This window comes from Streptomyces sp. NPDC052701 (assembly GCF_040678355.1).
GTDB lineage: Bacteria > Actinomycetota > Actinomycetes > Streptomycetales > Streptomycetaceae > Streptomyces.
Genome location: NZ_JBFATO010000001.1, coordinates 404,586 through 418,938 on the forward strand (window position 1 = coordinate 404,586; position 14,353 = coordinate 418,938).

12 protein-coding genes and 1 pseudogene are annotated in these 14,353 nt (G+C 74.5%); 9 read left to right on the forward strand and 4 right to left on the reverse strand.

Features of this window, described 5'->3' with window-relative positions; genetic code table 11:
* The first annotated feature begins 32 nt into the window (after positions 1-32).
* Both AB0L29_RS01650 and AB0L29_RS01655 read left to right on the forward strand, forming a co-directional pair.
* Positions 33-476 carry a DUF485 domain-containing protein gene (locus tag AB0L29_RS01650; protein ID WP_365822179.1) on the forward strand — a complete coding sequence of 148 codons (444 nt, stop codon included), beginning with the start codon at positions 33-35 and terminating at the stop codon, positions 474-476.
* Positions 473-2,104: a cation acetate symporter gene (locus tag AB0L29_RS01655; RefSeq protein ID WP_365822180.1), complete on the forward strand. Its 1,632-nt coding sequence runs from the start codon at positions 473-475 to the stop codon at positions 2,102-2,104. Before AB0L29_RS01650 ends, AB0L29_RS01655 begins: the two co-directional genes overlap by 4 nt.
* A gap of 574 nt (positions 2,105-2,678) precedes the next feature.
* Here AB0L29_RS01655 and AB0L29_RS01660 read toward each other — a convergent pair.
* Positions 2,679-3,593 (reverse strand): Ku protein, encoded by a 915-nt coding sequence (locus tag AB0L29_RS01660; protein WP_365822182.1) that lies wholly within the window; start codon positions 3,591-3,593, stop codon positions 2,679-2,681.
* A gap of 202 nt (positions 3,594-3,795) precedes the next feature.
* Between AB0L29_RS01660 and AB0L29_RS01665 the strand changes: the two genes are divergently transcribed.
* The 5 genes from AB0L29_RS01665 (at position 3,796) to AB0L29_RS01685 (ending at position 9,128) form a co-directional block, all read left to right on the forward strand.
* Positions 3,796-4,539, forward strand: coding sequence for an SOS response-associated peptidase (locus AB0L29_RS01665; protein ID WP_365822184.1), 744 nt, complete (start codon positions 3,796-3,798; stop codon positions 4,537-4,539).
* A gap of 500 nt (positions 4,540-5,039) precedes the next feature.
* Positions 5,040-5,390, forward strand: a complete 351-nt coding sequence (locus AB0L29_RS01670; protein ID WP_365822186.1) for a hypothetical protein — start codon at positions 5,040-5,042, stop codon at positions 5,388-5,390.
* Between the two features lie 200 nt (positions 5,391-5,590).
* Positions 5,591-6,115 carry a PadR family transcriptional regulator gene (locus tag AB0L29_RS01675; protein ID WP_365822188.1) on the forward strand — a complete coding sequence of 175 codons (525 nt, stop codon included), beginning with the start codon at positions 5,591-5,593 and terminating at the stop codon, positions 6,113-6,115.
* Positions 6,112-6,798 carry an ABC transporter ATP-binding protein gene (locus AB0L29_RS01680; RefSeq protein WP_365822190.1) on the forward strand — a complete coding sequence of 229 codons (687 nt, stop codon included), beginning with the start codon at positions 6,112-6,114 and terminating at the stop codon, positions 6,796-6,798. Before AB0L29_RS01675 ends, AB0L29_RS01680 begins: the two co-directional genes overlap by 4 nt.
* Positions 6,795-9,128 (forward strand): FtsX-like permease family protein, encoded by a 2,334-nt coding sequence (locus AB0L29_RS01685; RefSeq protein ID WP_365822192.1) that lies wholly within the window; start codon positions 6,795-6,797, stop codon positions 9,126-9,128. The genes AB0L29_RS01680 and AB0L29_RS01685 overlap by 4 nt, the downstream gene beginning before the upstream one ends.
* A 404-nt stretch (positions 9,129-9,532) precedes the next feature.
* Here the strand turns inward: AB0L29_RS01685 and AB0L29_RS01690 are convergent, their stop codons facing one another.
* Complete coding sequence (locus AB0L29_RS01690) at positions 9,533-10,936, reverse strand: APC family permease (protein WP_365822194.1); 1,404 nt, start codon at positions 10,934-10,936, stop codon at positions 9,533-9,535.
* A 202-nt stretch (positions 10,937-11,138) separates the two neighbouring features.
* On the opposite strand from AB0L29_RS01690, the gene AB0L29_RS01695 reads away from it, so the two are divergent.
* Both AB0L29_RS01695 and AB0L29_RS01700 read left to right on the forward strand, forming a co-directional pair.
* On the forward strand, positions 11,139-11,588 hold the full coding sequence (locus AB0L29_RS01695) for a GNAT family N-acetyltransferase (RefSeq protein ID WP_365822196.1): 450 nt from the start codon (positions 11,139-11,141) through the stop codon (positions 11,586-11,588).
* Between the two features lie 136 nt (positions 11,589-11,724).
* Positions 11,725-12,449: pseudogene (locus AB0L29_RS01700) on the forward strand (peptidase E).
* 179 nt (positions 12,450-12,628) lie between these two features.
* Here the strand turns inward: AB0L29_RS01700 and AB0L29_RS01705 are convergent.
* Both AB0L29_RS01705 and AB0L29_RS01710 read right to left on the reverse strand, forming a co-directional pair.
* Complete coding sequence (locus tag AB0L29_RS01705; protein WP_365822198.1) at positions 12,629-13,303, reverse strand: methyltransferase domain-containing protein; 675 nt, start codon at positions 13,301-13,303, stop codon at positions 12,629-12,631.
* A gap of 251 nt (positions 13,304-13,554) precedes the next feature.
* Positions 13,555-14,016 carry a nucleotidyltransferase domain-containing protein gene (locus AB0L29_RS01710; protein WP_365822200.1) on the reverse strand — a complete coding sequence of 154 codons (462 nt, stop codon included), beginning with the start codon at positions 14,014-14,016 and terminating at the stop codon, positions 13,555-13,557.
* Positions 14,017-14,353: the final 337 nt, after the last annotated feature.

Below are 14,353 nucleotides of genomic sequence, written 5' to 3' on the forward strand. Positions count from 1 at the left end.
CGCCGGGTCCCCGCCCCGCTAGGAGATTTGGGATGTCCCACGACAGCTCGGAGTCACCCCCGGTCCGACGACCCGGCGGACGGGTCCCCGCCCCCGTCCCGCTCCCGCCGGTGCCGGGTCCGCCGGCCGGTGGACGCCCGGGCGGCGGGGCCCGTCCGCGTACGTGGTCCGGGCACCACCGCGCGCTGCGCGTCCTGCGGCGCGCCTGCCGGTGGCAGCGGCGGGTGGCCACGCTCGCCGCCCTCGGGTACTTCGCCGTCTTCCTCACGCTCACGGTCCAGGCCCCTTCCCTCATGGCCCGCCCCGCCCCCGGCGGTCTTCCCACCGGTCTGCTGCTCGCCCTGGCGCAGATCCCCGTCACCTGGCTGGCCGTGGTCCTGTTCGAGTGCACGGCGCGCCGGTACGTCGATCCCCTGGCCCGCACGGTCGGCCGGTACGCGCGTGCGGCCGACGGTGACGGGGAGCCGCGGGGATGACGGACCTCGGCGGCTCCGCGCAGTCCTGGTCCCTCGTCGCCTTCTGCAGCGTCGTCACCGTCACGCTGCTGCTGTGCGTGGTGACCGGCCCCGGCCGCGACGACCTGGAGGAGTTCTACACCGGCTACCGTTCCCTGTCGCCGCTGCGCAACGGCCTGGCCGTCGCCGGCGACTACATCTCCGCCGCGACCGTGCTCACCATCGGCGGCGTCATCGCGCTGTGCGGCTACGACGGCGTCGTACTGGCCCTCAGCACGCTGCTGTCCCTGCTGCTGCTGATGTTCCTGCTCGCCGAACCCCTGCACCACACCGGCCGGTTCACCGTGGGCGACGCGCTGGGCCGGCGCATGCCCGGGCGGGCCGTGCGCGTCACCGCGTGCGCGGTGACCGTGCTGTCGCTGGTGCCGATGATGATCGTGCAACTGGCGGGCGTGGGGCAGCTGCTGGCGTTCGTCCTGGGCTTCTCCGGCAGCGCCATGAAGACGGGGTGTGTCGTCGGCGCGGGAACCCTGATGATCGGTTACGCCGCCCTGGGCGGGATGAAGGGCACCGCGCTGATCCAGATCCTCAAGACGGTGCTCCTCCTGGGCTCCGGGCTGGTGGTCGCCGTGCTCGTCCTGCACGCCTTCGGCTGGCACCCCGGTGCGATGGTCGACGCGGCCGCGCGGCGCAGCGGGGCGGGCGAGGCGTTCCTGCGGTACGGGCTGCAGTTCGCGGACGGGCCGTACCCCGGGCCGGACATGATCAGCACACAGGTCGCCATCGTGCTGGGCGGCGCCTGCCTGCCGCACGTCACCATGCGCATGTACACCGCGGGCAGCGCCCGCCAGGTCCGGCGCACGATGTCCTGGGCGGTGTCGTCGGTGGCCCTGTTCACGCTGGTGATGACCGTCATCGGCATCGGCGCCACGGCGCTCGTGGGCCGGGCGGGGATCACCGCCGCCGATCCGCGCGGCAGCACGGCGTACCTGCTGGGCGCGCGGGCCGCGTTCGGCCCGGAGGTGTCCCGTACCGAGAGCCTGCTGTTCAGCACGGTCACCGCGGCGATCTTCCTCACCCTCCTCGCGTCCGTCGCCGGCATGACGCTCGCCTGCGCGAACTCGCTGGCGCACGACGTCGCCGCCTCCCGCCGCAAGGGCATGCCACCGCTGCGGGAGATGACCCTCGCGCGGCTCTGCGCGCTGGTCGTCGGGGTGCCGGTGGTCCTGCTGGCCGCCCTCGCCCAGCACCGCAGCCTCCAGCCGCTGGCGACGCTCTCGTTCTGCACGGGCGCCTCGGCCATCGCCCCCGCCCTGGTCTACTCGCTCTTCTGGCGGCGCTTCAGCCGCACCGGCCTGCTGTGCACGCTGGCCGGCGGTTCGGCCGCCGTCCTGGTCCTGATGTCGGGCACCCGGCTGGTCTCCGGGTCGCCGGTCGCGGCCTTCCCGGAGGCCGACTTCGCCTGGTTCCCGTTCACGACGACCGCGCTGGTGTCGGTGCCGCTGGGCTTCGCCTTCGGCTGGCTGGGCACCGTCCTGGGCGGCCGCCGCGGCGCGCGGCGCGAACGGAACCGGTACGCGGCCGTCGAGCCCCTGATCCTCGCCGGACCCCCGCGGCGCCGTCCGGGCCGGAGCCCGGACGGCCCGTGACCGGCCGTGCCGCGCGGCCGTGTCCGCCGCCGGTGCGCCGGGCCGGGAGGCCGTGCCGGGCGGCGCCCGCCCCTTCCCGCCGCAGAAGGCGGGATGTCTCCGGGGACGGGAGGCGACGGCCTGCCGGGACTCCCTGGCGCGGTGGTGCCCCGCCGGCCCGGAGGAGCCGCGTCCACCGGGGCGGTCCGCCCGGCGGAGCCGGACCCCGCGGCGACGCCTCGCGCCTCCCGCTCACGCCCCGTCCCGCGGCGCCGCCGGAGCGATCCGCGAGATCAGGTCCTCGGCCAGGGCCCTGATGGACCAGGGTCCTGATGGACCAGGGCCCTGATCGACCAGGGTCCTGATCTCGTCGCGGATCGGGCGGACGGCCTCGACGCCCCGGCCCGCCGGGCGACGTCCCGGCCGTCGCGGTGACCCGTCGGCGCACGGCCGCGGAGATACAGCGCACCAGATGCATCCGGACGCGGGGCCGCCGCGGAAGACATCTACAGGGGCCTCCGCCTTGTGACCCCCCGAGCCGGGGCGGAGGTCCCGCCCCCGCGCCGTGGGTCCCGTACGCGGCCCGGCGGCTCCCTCAGGCGCTGCGCGGTGCTTTCCCGCCGGGCGTCTTCTCCGCGCTCCTCCCGGCCGCGCCCCTCTTCGCCGGTGCCTTCCCGTGCGCCGCGGTCTCCTTCTCCGGCAGCCGGTGCACCTCGGCGTCCTCACCGCGCGAGGCCCGGGCCCTGGCGACGGACTCCCGGAGCGCGGCCATCAGGTCGACGACCCTGCCCGGCCGGGTCTGCGGCTCCGGCGCGGCGGGCGGCTCACGGCGCTCCCGCTTGGCCTCGATGATCCGGGCGACGGCCTCGGTGTACTCGTCGCGGAACTCGTCGCCTTCGAGGCCGTCGCGGGTCATGGTCTCCATGAGGGCGAGCGCGCCCTCGATCTCGTCCTCGCTCACCTCGACCGGCGGCGGGAGCAGCCGGGAGGGGTCGCGGATCTCGTCGGGCCAGCGCATCGCGTGCAGCACGATCACGTCGTCGCGCACCCGCAGCAGCCCCAGCCGCTCCCGGCCGCTCCACGCGTACTTCGCGACCGCCACCTTCGACGAGCGGGACAGGGCCTGCACCAGCAGCTTGTACGGCTTGTGCGCGACCTGCCCGGCCGGCCGCAGGTAGTAGCCCTCCCCGATCCGGATCGGGTCGACGGACTCCAGCGGCACGAACGCCTCGATCTCGATCGCTTTCGCCGTGGGCAGCGGCAGGCCGCGCAGGTCCTCCTCCGAGAGGGGGACGATCTGCGTCCTGGTCAGCTCGTAGCCCTTGCCGATCTCCTCGTTCGCGACCTCGCGGTCCTCGACCTCGCAGTACTTGCGCACCCGCACACGTCCCATGTCCCGCAGGTGGTACTGGTGGAAACGGATGCTGTGGTCCTCGGTGGCGTCGAACACGTCGACCGGCACGGTGACGAGACCGAACGAGACGGCACCTGACCAGACGGTCCGGGGCATGGCAGACCTCCGCAGTAGCCCCGAGCACCCCTCAGGGTACGAGTGCGGCACCGGCACCGCACACGCTCCCGGCCCGGCCGCCCCGCCGGGCCGGGAGCGGGGGACCGGCCCCGTGGGCGCGGGTACGGGGCCGTGCCCTGCCGTCGCGGGCCGGGGGAGCGCCGACATGACCGGGGCAGCCGTGCGATGGGAGAGTGGTTCCATGTGCGGTCGATACGTATCCACCCGACGCCCCGAGGACCTGGCGCGGCTCTTCCACGTCACCGACTGGCGTGCCGAGGAGACCCTCGCGCCGAACTGGAACGTCGCGCCGACCCAGAACGTGTGGGCCGTCCTGGAGCGCGCCCCGCGCGACGCTCAGGACAGCGGGCCGGTCGAACGTGAACTGCGGCCGCTGCGCTGGGGCCTGGTGCCCTCGTGGGCGAAGGACGTGAAGGCCGGCGCGCGGATGATCAACGCGCGGGTGGAGACCCTGCGGGAGAAGCCCGCCTACCGCCGCGCCTTCGTCAAGCGCCGCTGCCTGCTGCCGGCCGACGGTTTCTACGAGTGGCAGCAGGCCGAGGACCCCGCCACGGGCAGGACCCGCAAGCAGCCGTACTTCATCCACCCGGAGGACGGCCGTGCGATGGCGTTCGCCGGGCTGTACGAGTACTGGCGCGATCCCGAGGTCGAGCACGACGACGACCCGGCCGCCTGGCTGATGACCTGCACCATCATCACCACCGAGGCCACCGACGCGGCCGGCCGCGTCCACCCGCGCATGCCGCTCGCGCTCACCCCCGACCACTACGACGCCTGGCTCGACCCCCACCACCAGGACCCCGACGAGCTGCGCGCACTGCTCGGCCGGCCCGCCGACGGCCGCCTGGACGCCCGTCCGGTCTCCACGGCCGTCAACAACGTCCGCAACAACGGGCCCCAGCTCCTCGACCAAGTGGCCTCCTGAGAGCCGTGCACCTTCCTGGCGGCCACGGTGGAGGTGTGGCCGGCGACCTGCCGGGCCTGCCGTTCCGCCGGGGCGGCCCGGCGGCGGGGCGGGCCCGGGGCCGGCTCGGTGCGAGGAGCGGGGGACGGCAGGCGGCGGTGGGCGACGGCAGTGCGCCGAGGTCTGCCGGACGTGTGGCCGCTCGTCCGGCGGCCTCGGCTGCCGCACCCGCGAGGAGCACCCGTCAGCAGGGAGAAGGCCTCCATCGTGCACCGGGACGGGGACGGCCGTGTGTTCCCGGCCCCCCGCTCCCCGACCCGGACGGCCCCGGCGGGACCACGGCGATTCATCTTCCTCCTCTTCGCCCGGCGCCGTGTGCGCCGGCGGTACCCGCGCGCGGTGCCGTGCGGCCTCGTCGTCCCCGCCGGGAGCCGGACCGGCTGCCAGCCGCAGGGGGAGTGCCCCGTCCGGTGCCCGCTCAGCGGCGGAAAGACGGGCGCGGGGGCGTCTAGGCTCTGCGCATGGAGCAACGAGAGGTCATGCAGCGGACCGTCGGCATCCTCACCGAGGCGCTCGGGATGCGGCGCCGCCTTCGGGAGGACCCAGGCGCCGACGTGACACAGAGCGGAGCGATCGCGACGCTGCTGGAGGAGATGCTGCCCCACATCCAGCTGCCCGCCGACGCCAGCGCCCGCGAAGCCGCCGACATCGTCGCCGGGAAGCTGGGGCCGGCCATCGTGCAGATCACCTCGGCGCTCGCGTTCGCCTTCGTACAGCTGGCCGAGGTGCACGACGAGGGCCGCACGGACGTCTCCGCGGCGGACGTCCTGCGCTCCATCTCCCTGCACTTCGAGAGGAGCAAGGGGGCGTAGGCGCACGGTGCCCGGGGCGGTGCCGGCCGGCGGTCCGGCGACGGGAACGACGGACCCGCCCCCCCCCGCACCGCTCCCGGCCCGGGAGGGAACCGGATGCGCCGCTCCCCGGCCCGAAGGACCCTGCGGACGCTGAACCCCGACCCGCTATGAGCCCCGTGTATACGCGGGGCGTATACCTAGTGTGTATAGTCCTCGGCATGTCCATCGGTCACACTCTCCTGGGACTCCTGGAGTCCGGCCCGCGGCACGGTTACGACCTGAAGCGGGCCTTCGACGAGAAGTTCGGTCACGACCGGCCGCTGCACTACGGCCAGGTCTACTCCACGATGTCCCGCCTGCTGCGCAACGGCCTGGTCGAGGTCGACGGCATCGAGGCCGGCGACGGCCCCGAACGCAAGCGCTACGCCATCACCGAGGCCGGCGTCACCGACGTCGAGCGCTGGCTGGCCACACCGGAAAAGCCCGAGCCGTACCTGCAGTCGACCCTGTACACCAAGGTCGTCCTGGCGCTGCTCACACGCCGCGACGCCGCCGACATCCTCGACACCCAGCGCGCCGAGCACCTGCGCGGCATGCGCCTGCTCACCGAACGCAAACGCAAGGGCGACCTGGCCGACCAGCTCATCTGCGACCACGCCCTGTTCCACCTGGAGGCCGACCTGCGCTGGCTGGAACTGACCGCCGCACGCCTGGACAAGCTGCGCACGGCGGTGACCGCATGACCCCCGCCGGCACCCTGCTCGCCGCCCGCGACCTGCGCAAGGCCTACGGGCCGACCACCGCACTGGACGGCGCCGACTTCTCCATCCACCCCGGTGAGGTCGTCGCCGTGATGGGCCCCTCCGGCTCGGGCAAGTCCACGCTGCTGCACTGCCTGGCCGGGATCGTCACCCCCGACTCCGGCACCATCACCTACGCCGGACGCGAGCTGTCGGCCCTGCGCGACGCCGAGCGCAGCGCGCTGCGCCGCTCGCAGTTCGGCTTCGTCTTCCAGTTCGGCCAGCTGGTGCCGGAGCTGACCTGTGTGGAGAACGTCGCCCTGCCGCTGCGCCTGAACGGCACCCCCCGCAAACAGGCCGAGCGGGCCGCCCTGGGCTGGCTGGAGCGGCTGGAGGTCGACGACGTGCGCGCCAAGCGCCCCGGGGAGGTCTCCGGCGGCCAGGGCCAGCGCGTCGCCGTCGCCCGCGCCCTGGTCACCGACCCGCGCGTGCTCTTCGCCGACGAACCCACCGGCGCCCTGGACTCCCTCAACGGCGAACGCGTGATGGAACTGCTCACCGAAGCAGCCCGCTCCACCGGCACCGCCGTCGTCCTGGTCACCCACGAGGCACGGGTGGCCGCCTACTCCGACCGCGAGATCGTCGTACGCGACGGACGCTCCCGCGACATGGAGCGCGCCGTATGAGCGACCGCCCCACCCCCGGCACCACTTGGGCCGAGGACATCGCGATGGGGGCCAGGTTCTCCGTCATGGGCGGCCGGGAGGGCTGGATCCGCACGGTCCTGACCGCCGTCGGCGTCGGCCTCGGCGTGGCGCTGCTGCTGTTCACCACCGCCGTGCCGGGCGCGATCGACGCCCGCAGCGCGCGCGAGGACGACCGCAGCACCTATGTGACCGCCGAGAAGGCCACCGACCGCACCCTGCTCGTCTCCCAGGCCGACAGCACCTACCGGGACAAGAACGTCTACGGCCGGCTGGTGCGTCCCGAGGGGTCCGAGCCGCCCGTTCCGCCCGGCCTGTCCAGGATCCCCGCGCCCGGTGAGATGGTGGTCTCGCCCGCGCTCGCCGCCCTGCTCGACACTCCCGAGGGCGAACGGCTGCTTCGGCCCCGCCTGCCCTACCGGCAGGTCGGCACCATCGCCGAAGCGGGACTGCTCGGCCCCGGCGAGCTGGCCTACTGGGCCGGCTACGACGGGCTCCGGGGCGGCCAGGACTTCGTGCTGCGGATCGAGGACTTCGGCGACCCCCAGCCCGCCGAGCCCTGGGATCCCGTACTGCTGCTGCTCGTCCTGGTCGTCTTCGTGGTCCTGCTGCTGCCGGTGACCGTGTTCATCGCCGCGGCCGTCCGCTTCGGCGGCGAGCGCCGCGACCGGCGGCTGGCCGCGCTCCGGCTGGTCGGCGCGGACACGGCGGCGACCCGCAGGATCGCGGCGGGCGAGGCGCTCGGCGGCGCGCTGCTCGGTGTCCTCGTCGGCCTGGTGCTGTTCTTCGCGGGACGGCAGGTGGCCGCGGACTTCCCGATGGTGGAGACGCGCATGTACCCGGCCGACATCGCGCTCAGCCCGGCACTGGCCCTCCTGGTGGTGATCGCGGTGCCGCTGGCCTCGGTCGCGGTGACCCTGCTCGCGATGCGCGCGGTGGTGATCGAGCCGCTGGGAGTGGTCCGTACGGCCAGGCCCGCGCGGCGCCGGCTGTGGTGGCGGCTGCTGATGCCGCTTGCGGGCCTGGCCCTGCTGGCCCCGCTGATCGGGCGGGGCGACCACGAGGACTTCAACCAGTGGCAGGTCACCGGTGGCGTGGTGCTGCTGCTGGTCGGCGTGACCGCGCTGCTGCCCTGGCTGGTGGAGGCCGCGGTGACCCGGCTCGGCGCCGGGCCGGTGGCCTGGCAGCTGGCCGTGCGGCGGCTCCAGCTGAGCAGCGGCATCGCGGTGCGCCCGGTCAACGGGATCGCGGTGGCCGTGGCCGGGGCCATTGCCCTGCAGTCGTTGTTCGCCGGCATCGAGGACGGCTACACCAAGCGGACCGGAGCCGATCTGGACCGGGCGCAGATGCAGGTGCTGGCGCCTTCCCAGGTGCCGTACGCGGACATGCCCGCCCTCACCGAGCGGATCGGCTCGGCGCAGGGGGTGAGGCGGGCCACCACGCTGGGCAGCACCACGCTGGGGGACAAGCCCCGGGACGCCGTCGCCTTCTACTCGGTGACGATCGGCGACTGCGCTTCCCTGCGCGAGGTCGCCCGGCTGGACTCGTGCGCCGACGGAGACGTCTTCCTGCTGCCGCCCGACCCCCAGTACCCCGAGGAGACGCCCGAGCCGGGTCGGAAGGTCTACATCGACCCGCCCGGCGAAGGCGACCCGGGCGCGCCGGCGGTCGGCTGGACCCTGCCGGCACGGATCGAGCAGGTCGCCTCCCGGCCGGACCCCACCGGTGCGCGGCGCGGCGGCCTCGTCGTCACCCCGGGCGCACTGCCCGACGGCGCGCTGAGGAGCGTCCGCTCCACCACCTTCGTCACGCTGGACCCCGCCGTGCCGGACGCCCGGGAGCACGTGCGCAACGCGGTGGCCCGGGCCCATGTGATGCTGGTGCCGATGTCCCTGACGGAGTTCCAGGTGAACAACCGGTTCGCGTCGGTCGAACGGGGCCTGATGATCGGCTCGGCCGCCGTGCTGCTGCTGATCGGGGCGAGCCTGTTCGTCTCCCAGATGGAACAACTGCGCGAACGCAGGAAACTGCTCGCCTCCCTGGTCGCCTTCGGCACGCGCCGGCGCACCCTGGGCCTGTCGGTGCTGTGGCAGACCGCCGTGCCGATCGCACTCGGCCTCGCCTTGGCCTGCACCACGGGCCTGGCACTGGGCGCGGTCCTGCTCCGCATGGTCGACCGTCCGGTCGGCTTCGACTGGGCGGCGGTGGCGGCGATGACCGGCATCGGCGCGGGAGTGGTCCTGCTGGTCACCCTCCTCAGCCTGCCGCCGCTGTGGCGCATGATGCGCCCAGAGGGCCTGCGCACGGAGTGACCCGGTCCGCCGGAGGGGGGAGCCGCCCCGGGCGGCTCCCCCCTCCGCGTGGACACCGTGCCCGAACGCCGCCGGGGCGACGGGGGCGGGACCACGGCCCGGCAGCCGCCCGGCACGGCGCGAGCGCCGTCACCTGCAGCCACCGCACCTGCAACCACCGCACCCGGCGCCACCGCCGCAGCGGCACACCGCCCGAGGCGCCACCCCGGCTCCGGTCGTGAACGCACGACCGGAGCACGGCCTCCTCCACGGCCCCGGGCCGCCGGCCGCACCGCACCGGCCACCGTCCCCTTTCAACCGTCCCCTTTCAGGCGACCGCCCGAGCCGCTCGGACGCCCTCGGCCGTCACACGCGGTGGCCGCACCACAGGACCTGAGCCCGAGACGGGAGTTCGACGACAGGACCTAGCCCAGCTCGCTCGCCCCGGGCCCGCCACTCGTCTCCGGTCCGTTCGCGCCCGGCCCGTTCGCCCTCGGCCCGTTCGTGTCCGCCGCCCCGGCCCGCCGTACGGCGGCGACCGCCGCGAGCGCCGTCCCGACGCCGAGCACCGCCAGTCCGCGCCACCACACCTGGGCCTCGATCTGTGTGGCGAGCACGAGGCAGGAAGCGGCGCCCAGCACGGGAAGCGCAGTGGGGACACGGAAGTGGTCGGCCGTGCCGGGATCGCCGCGCAGGACGAGAACCGCGACGTTGACCATGAGGAAGACGACGAGCAGCAGCAGGACCAGGGTGGAGGCCAGGGTGGCGACGTTGCCGGTGAGCGCCAGCAGCATCGCCAGCGCGGTCGTGACCGCGATCGCGGCCCACGGCGTGCGGCGGCCGGGCAGCACCCTGGTCAGCGCGGAGGGCAGCAGCCCGTCACGGGCCATCCCGAAGGCGAGCCGCGAGGACATGATGCCGGTGAGCAGCGCGCCGTTGGCGACGGCGACGAGCGCGACGGCACTGAACAGGCGGGGCGGCACGCCGCCCGCCTCCTCGACGACTTCGAGCAGCGGCCCGCTCGACGCCGCCAGCCGTTCGGTCGGTACGGCCGCGGACGCGGCGAGACCCACCAGCACGTAGACGGCACCGGCGGTGGCCAGCGCCCCGAACAGGGCACGCGGGTACGAGCGCCGCGGGTCGCGGGTCTCCTCCGCCACGTTCACGGACGTCTCGAAGCCGACGAACGAGTAGTACGCCAGCACCGCGCCGCCCAGGACGGCGGCGGCGGCGCCCTTGTGCGGGGTGCCGAGCTGCGTGAGCCGGCCGAGGTCGCCGTCGCCGCGCAGCAGCAGCCACGCGCCGAGCACGACGATGACGACGAGCCCGCCGACCTCGACGACCGTGGCGGCCACGTTGGCGCGGGTGGACTCCTTGATGCCCCGGGCGTTGACCAGTGCGAGCAGCAGGAGGAACACCACGGCGACGGGCGCCACGGGCAGGGTGACGAAGGCCGACAGGTAGTCGCCGGCGAATCCGCGGGCGAGCGCGGCGACGGAGACGACACCGGCCGCCAGCATGCAGAACCCCGCGACGAATCCGGCGAACGGTCCGAACGCGCGGGTGGCGTAGTGGGAGGCTCCGCCCGCCCTGGGGTACTTCGTGGCCAGTTCGACGTAGGAGGCCGCGGTCAGCAGCGCCAGCAGCAGCGCGACGAGCAGGGGCACCCAGACCGCTCCGCCCGCGTCCGCGGCCACCTGCCCCACCAGGACGTACACCCCGGCGCCCAGGACGTCGCCCAGGATGAAGAAGTAGAGCAGCGGAGTGGTGAGGGCCCTCTTGAGGGCCGGGCCGGACGCGGCGCCCGGCTGTTCCTTGACGGTCGGCATGATCCCTCATGTCCCCCGTGCGGCGGGATGCAAGCCGGGATTCGGCCGAGTGGACACCGCGAGCGCTCTCCCGCCCCCGCCCCCGGCCCCGGGGCGCCGTACCCGGTCGTGCGGCCGGCTGCAGGCCGCACGGTCGTTCATCGTCGTAGCAGGGATCGTAAAGTAATAGTCCCTGGCCGTATTCACCCCTATACTCGGGGCGATGGAGCCGACGACGATCAGGCGTGCCGTCGCACAGGACGCGGAGCGCCTCACCACACTGGTCCGGCAGTCCGGCGCCTACCGGGGGAAGTACGCCTCGATCATCTCCGGTTACCGGGTCACCGCCGACTACATCGCCCGGCACCGGGTCTTCGTGGCCTCCGGCGCGGCGGGGCGGCTGCTGGGTTTCTACGCCCTGGTGGTGGAGCCACCGGAACTGGACCTGGCGTTCGTGGCCGACGACGCGCAGGGAAGGGGCATCGGCCGGCTCCTCGTGGAGCACATGATCGGCCAGGCCAGGGAGGCCGGCCTGACCGACGTGCGTGTGGTCTCCCATCCCCCGGCCGAGGAGTTCTACCGGCGCCTGGGGGCCGAGCGGGTGGGGACGGTCGCCCCGTCGCCGCCGAAGGTCACCTGGGAACGCCCCGAGCTGCGGTTCACCACCCTCTGACGAGGCGCGGCCGCGCACCCGGCCCGGCCGCCCCCGGGCATTGCACGGACACCGGCCCGATCGCGGGGGAGACCTCGGCCCGGCGTCGTTCCGCGCACCCTGAATCCATCCGCCGCTCCGCTCAGGAGGCACTTTCATGGTCGTCGTCCCGGCTCGCCGTGTGGCGCTCCTCGGGGGAGGCTTCTCCACGGACGAGGACGGGCTGCTGGACGACTGGCTGCTCGCCCACGCGAGGAGCGCCCCCGGCCCAAGGTGTGCTTCGTTCCCACGGCCAGCGGAGACGCCCCCGCGTACATCGAGCGGTTCCTCCACGCGTTCCGGTCACGCGACTGCGAGCCCTCCGTCCTGCCGCTGTTCCGGCGCGAGGCCGACGACGACGCCCTGCGCACGTTCCTGCTCTCGCAGGACGTGGTGTACGTCGGCGGCGGCAACACGGCGAACCTGCTGGCGGTCTGGCGCGCACACGGAGTGGACCGGCTGCTGCGCGAGGCCTGCCACCGCGGGACGCTGCTGGGCGGGATCAGCGCCGGGGCCAACTGCTGGGCCGAAGCCTCGCACACCGACTCCTTCGGCCCGCTGACGTTCCTGCGGGCCGGGCTGGGCCTCCTGCCGGGTTCGGTGTGCCCGCACTACGACAGCGAACCGGGCCGCCGCCCCTCCTACCGGGAAGCGGTGGCCACCGGCGGGCTGCCCGCCGGATGGGCGTTGGAGGACGGTGTGGGCGCCCTCTTCACGGACGGACGCCTCCAGGAGGCGGTGACCAGGACTTCGGGGGCCCGCCTGTACCGGGTGGAACCGGCGGGGGAGGGCAGGGCCGTTGAGCGAGCGGTGCCGTGCCGCCCGCTCGGCGAGGCGGCGTGATCTGCCGCTCGTCCCCTTCCGGACGAGGACTCCCGGCGAAGCGGTCCTCGAAGGCGGCCGGACCGCTTCGGGGCCGGCGACCCGCACGGAGACCGGGGGTTCCGGCCGCCGGGTTCAGCCGGCGGCCGAGCCGGCGCGCCCGGAACCCGGCGGATCCCCGTCCGGCGGGTGGGACGCGGTCACGCGTTCGCTCGGGCCTCCCCGGCCCGGGCCTTGCGGGCGAGCAGGTGGACCTCCTGGAACTGCCGTCGGTCGGTGGGCTGGGGCTCGCGGACCATCCGGGCCACCTCGGCCAGCCCGGACTCGCGCAGCATCGCGGCGAGGTGATCGGGCCACCACCGGTAGGCCGGCGCGACCGTGTGATCGAAGACCTGCGCCGGGTGGGACGGGTCGTCGCTTGCCGAGAAGCCGATCAGGAGGTGGCCGCCGGGTGCCAGCACACGATGGAACTCCCCCAGGATGACAGGGACTTCCTGCGGCGGGGTGTGGATGATGGACCACCGTGAGAGTACGCCGCCCAGCACGCCGTCGGCGATGTCCAGCGCGGCCATCGAGCCCACGTCGAACCGCAGGCCCGGATAGGCCTGCCGAGCCGACTCGATCATCGCGGGAGAGGCGTCGACACCGAACGCCGACAGGCCCAGCCCGTCCAGATGAGCGGTGACATGGCCGGGCCCGCACCCCAGGTCCGCGACCCGGCCGTCCCCGCCCGCACGTACGAGCTCGGCGAAGGCACCCAGGACCGCGCGGTCCAGGGGGCTGTCACGCAGCGTGTCGCGGAACAGCTGCGCATAGGTGAGGGCGACGGCGTCGTAAGCCTCGCGGGTGGCACCGAGGACATCGTGTTCGACCATGCTCGCGACAGTAGCTCCCGGCCGCGGGGCGAGCCCGGAGAATCACGATCTTCCCTCCCGCCCGTTCGCCCTGGCCGTCGGCGGTTCGGCGGAGCAGGCGTGTCCGCGCCTGCGGGGGTTTCGCGGGAGCGGACGCGGGGCCCGGGGGAGGCTTCGCACAGTCGGAGCGCCGTGGGACGTCGCGTCTCTCCTGTCCGGCGGCCCGCGGCGTTCCTCCCGGGGCCGGCCGGCCGAACGCCCCCGCCGGGTGGTCACCGCCGGCAGGCCCGGATCAGGGCGGCGAGGACTCCTGCCGGGTCGTGCAGGGGGCGGGCTCCGTCGGTGACGACGCGGCGTGTGCCAGGGTCGACGGGGTCGGTCCGTGCCCACTGCGCGGACCCGATGCCGATCTCAACCTCCCGGCCCGAGGCCGTGGCGTGGCGTCGCTCCGTGAGGGGACCCCACGCCCGAGTGCGCAGGAGTTCGCCGAGGGCGAGCTCGTCGGCCCAGGCGGTGCCGGAGTACGGGGCCGGGTCCGTCGTGAGCAGGACGAGGTCGATGTCGGAGTCGGGACGCGCGGCGTCGCGGGCGTACGAACCGACCAGGAGCAGACCGACGACGTCCTGGCGGCCCGCGGCCCAGCGGGTGACGCGGTCGATGATCTCCTGTGCTTCGGCGGCCCGTTCCCGTGAGATCCCGGCCCGGTTCGCCGACGGTCCGACGCGGTGTGTCATACGGGCTCCCGGATCCCTGGACAACGGCGGCTGGTCCCGGCCGCGGCCCGCTGCCGTTCCACGGCGACGGCGATGCCGAGGGCGCGGGCGGGGCCCCGACCGGGCGGTTCGGACACAGGGGCCGTCCCCGGACGGCGCGGGCGGCCGGTTCGCGCCGGGCACCACAGCGTACGCGCCGTTCCGCCTCGCGCGAGCGTGTTCCAGCCGCGTGCGCTCTTCAAGGGCCCCGGGGGCGGGTGCCGCGCGAGTCCGCCCGGAGGGACACGGGCAGCGCCGTTCGCGGTGCCCGGAGCGGGCCCCGGCCGACGTCGCGACGGCCGGGGCAGGGGAGCGCCTC

Coding starts and splice junctions, on each gene's coding strand:
- AB0L29_RS01655 (WP_365822180.1), top strand. CDS start 473: ATGACGGACCTCGGCGGCTCCGCGCAGTCCTGGTCCCTCGTCGCCTTC.
- AB0L29_RS01670 (WP_365822186.1), top strand. CDS start 5,040: ATGGAGCAACGAGAGGTCATGCAGCGGACCGTCGGCATCCTCACCGAG.
- AB0L29_RS01695 (WP_365822196.1), top strand. CDS start 11,139: ATGGAGCCGACGACGATCAGGCGTGCCGTCGCACAGGACGCGGAGCGC.
- AB0L29_RS01680 (WP_365822190.1), top strand. CDS start 6,112: ATGACCCCCGCCGGCACCCTGCTCGCCGCCCGCGACCTGCGCAAGGCC.
- AB0L29_RS01665 (WP_365822184.1), top strand. CDS start 3,796: ATGTGCGGTCGATACGTATCCACCCGACGCCCCGAGGACCTGGCGCGG.
- AB0L29_RS01710 (WP_365822200.1), bottom strand. CDS start 14,016: ATGACACACCGCGTCGGACCGTCGGCGAACCGGGCCGGGATCTCACGG.
- AB0L29_RS01660 (WP_365822182.1), bottom strand. CDS start 3,593: ATGCCCCGGACCGTCTGGTCAGGTGCCGTCTCGTTCGGTCTCGTCACC.
- AB0L29_RS01650 (WP_365822179.1), top strand. CDS start 33: ATGTCCCACGACAGCTCGGAGTCACCCCCGGTCCGACGACCCGGCGGA.
- AB0L29_RS01690 (WP_365822194.1), bottom strand. CDS start 10,936: ATGCCGACCGTCAAGGAACAGCCGGGCGCCGCGTCCGGCCCGGCCCTC.
- AB0L29_RS01685 (WP_365822192.1), top strand. CDS start 6,795: ATGAGCGACCGCCCCACCCCCGGCACCACTTGGGCCGAGGACATCGCG.
- AB0L29_RS01675 (WP_365822188.1), top strand. CDS start 5,591: ATGTCCATCGGTCACACTCTCCTGGGACTCCTGGAGTCCGGCCCGCGG.
- AB0L29_RS01705 (WP_365822198.1), bottom strand. CDS start 13,303: ATGGTCGAACACGATGTCCTCGGTGCCACCCGCGAGGCTTACGACGCC.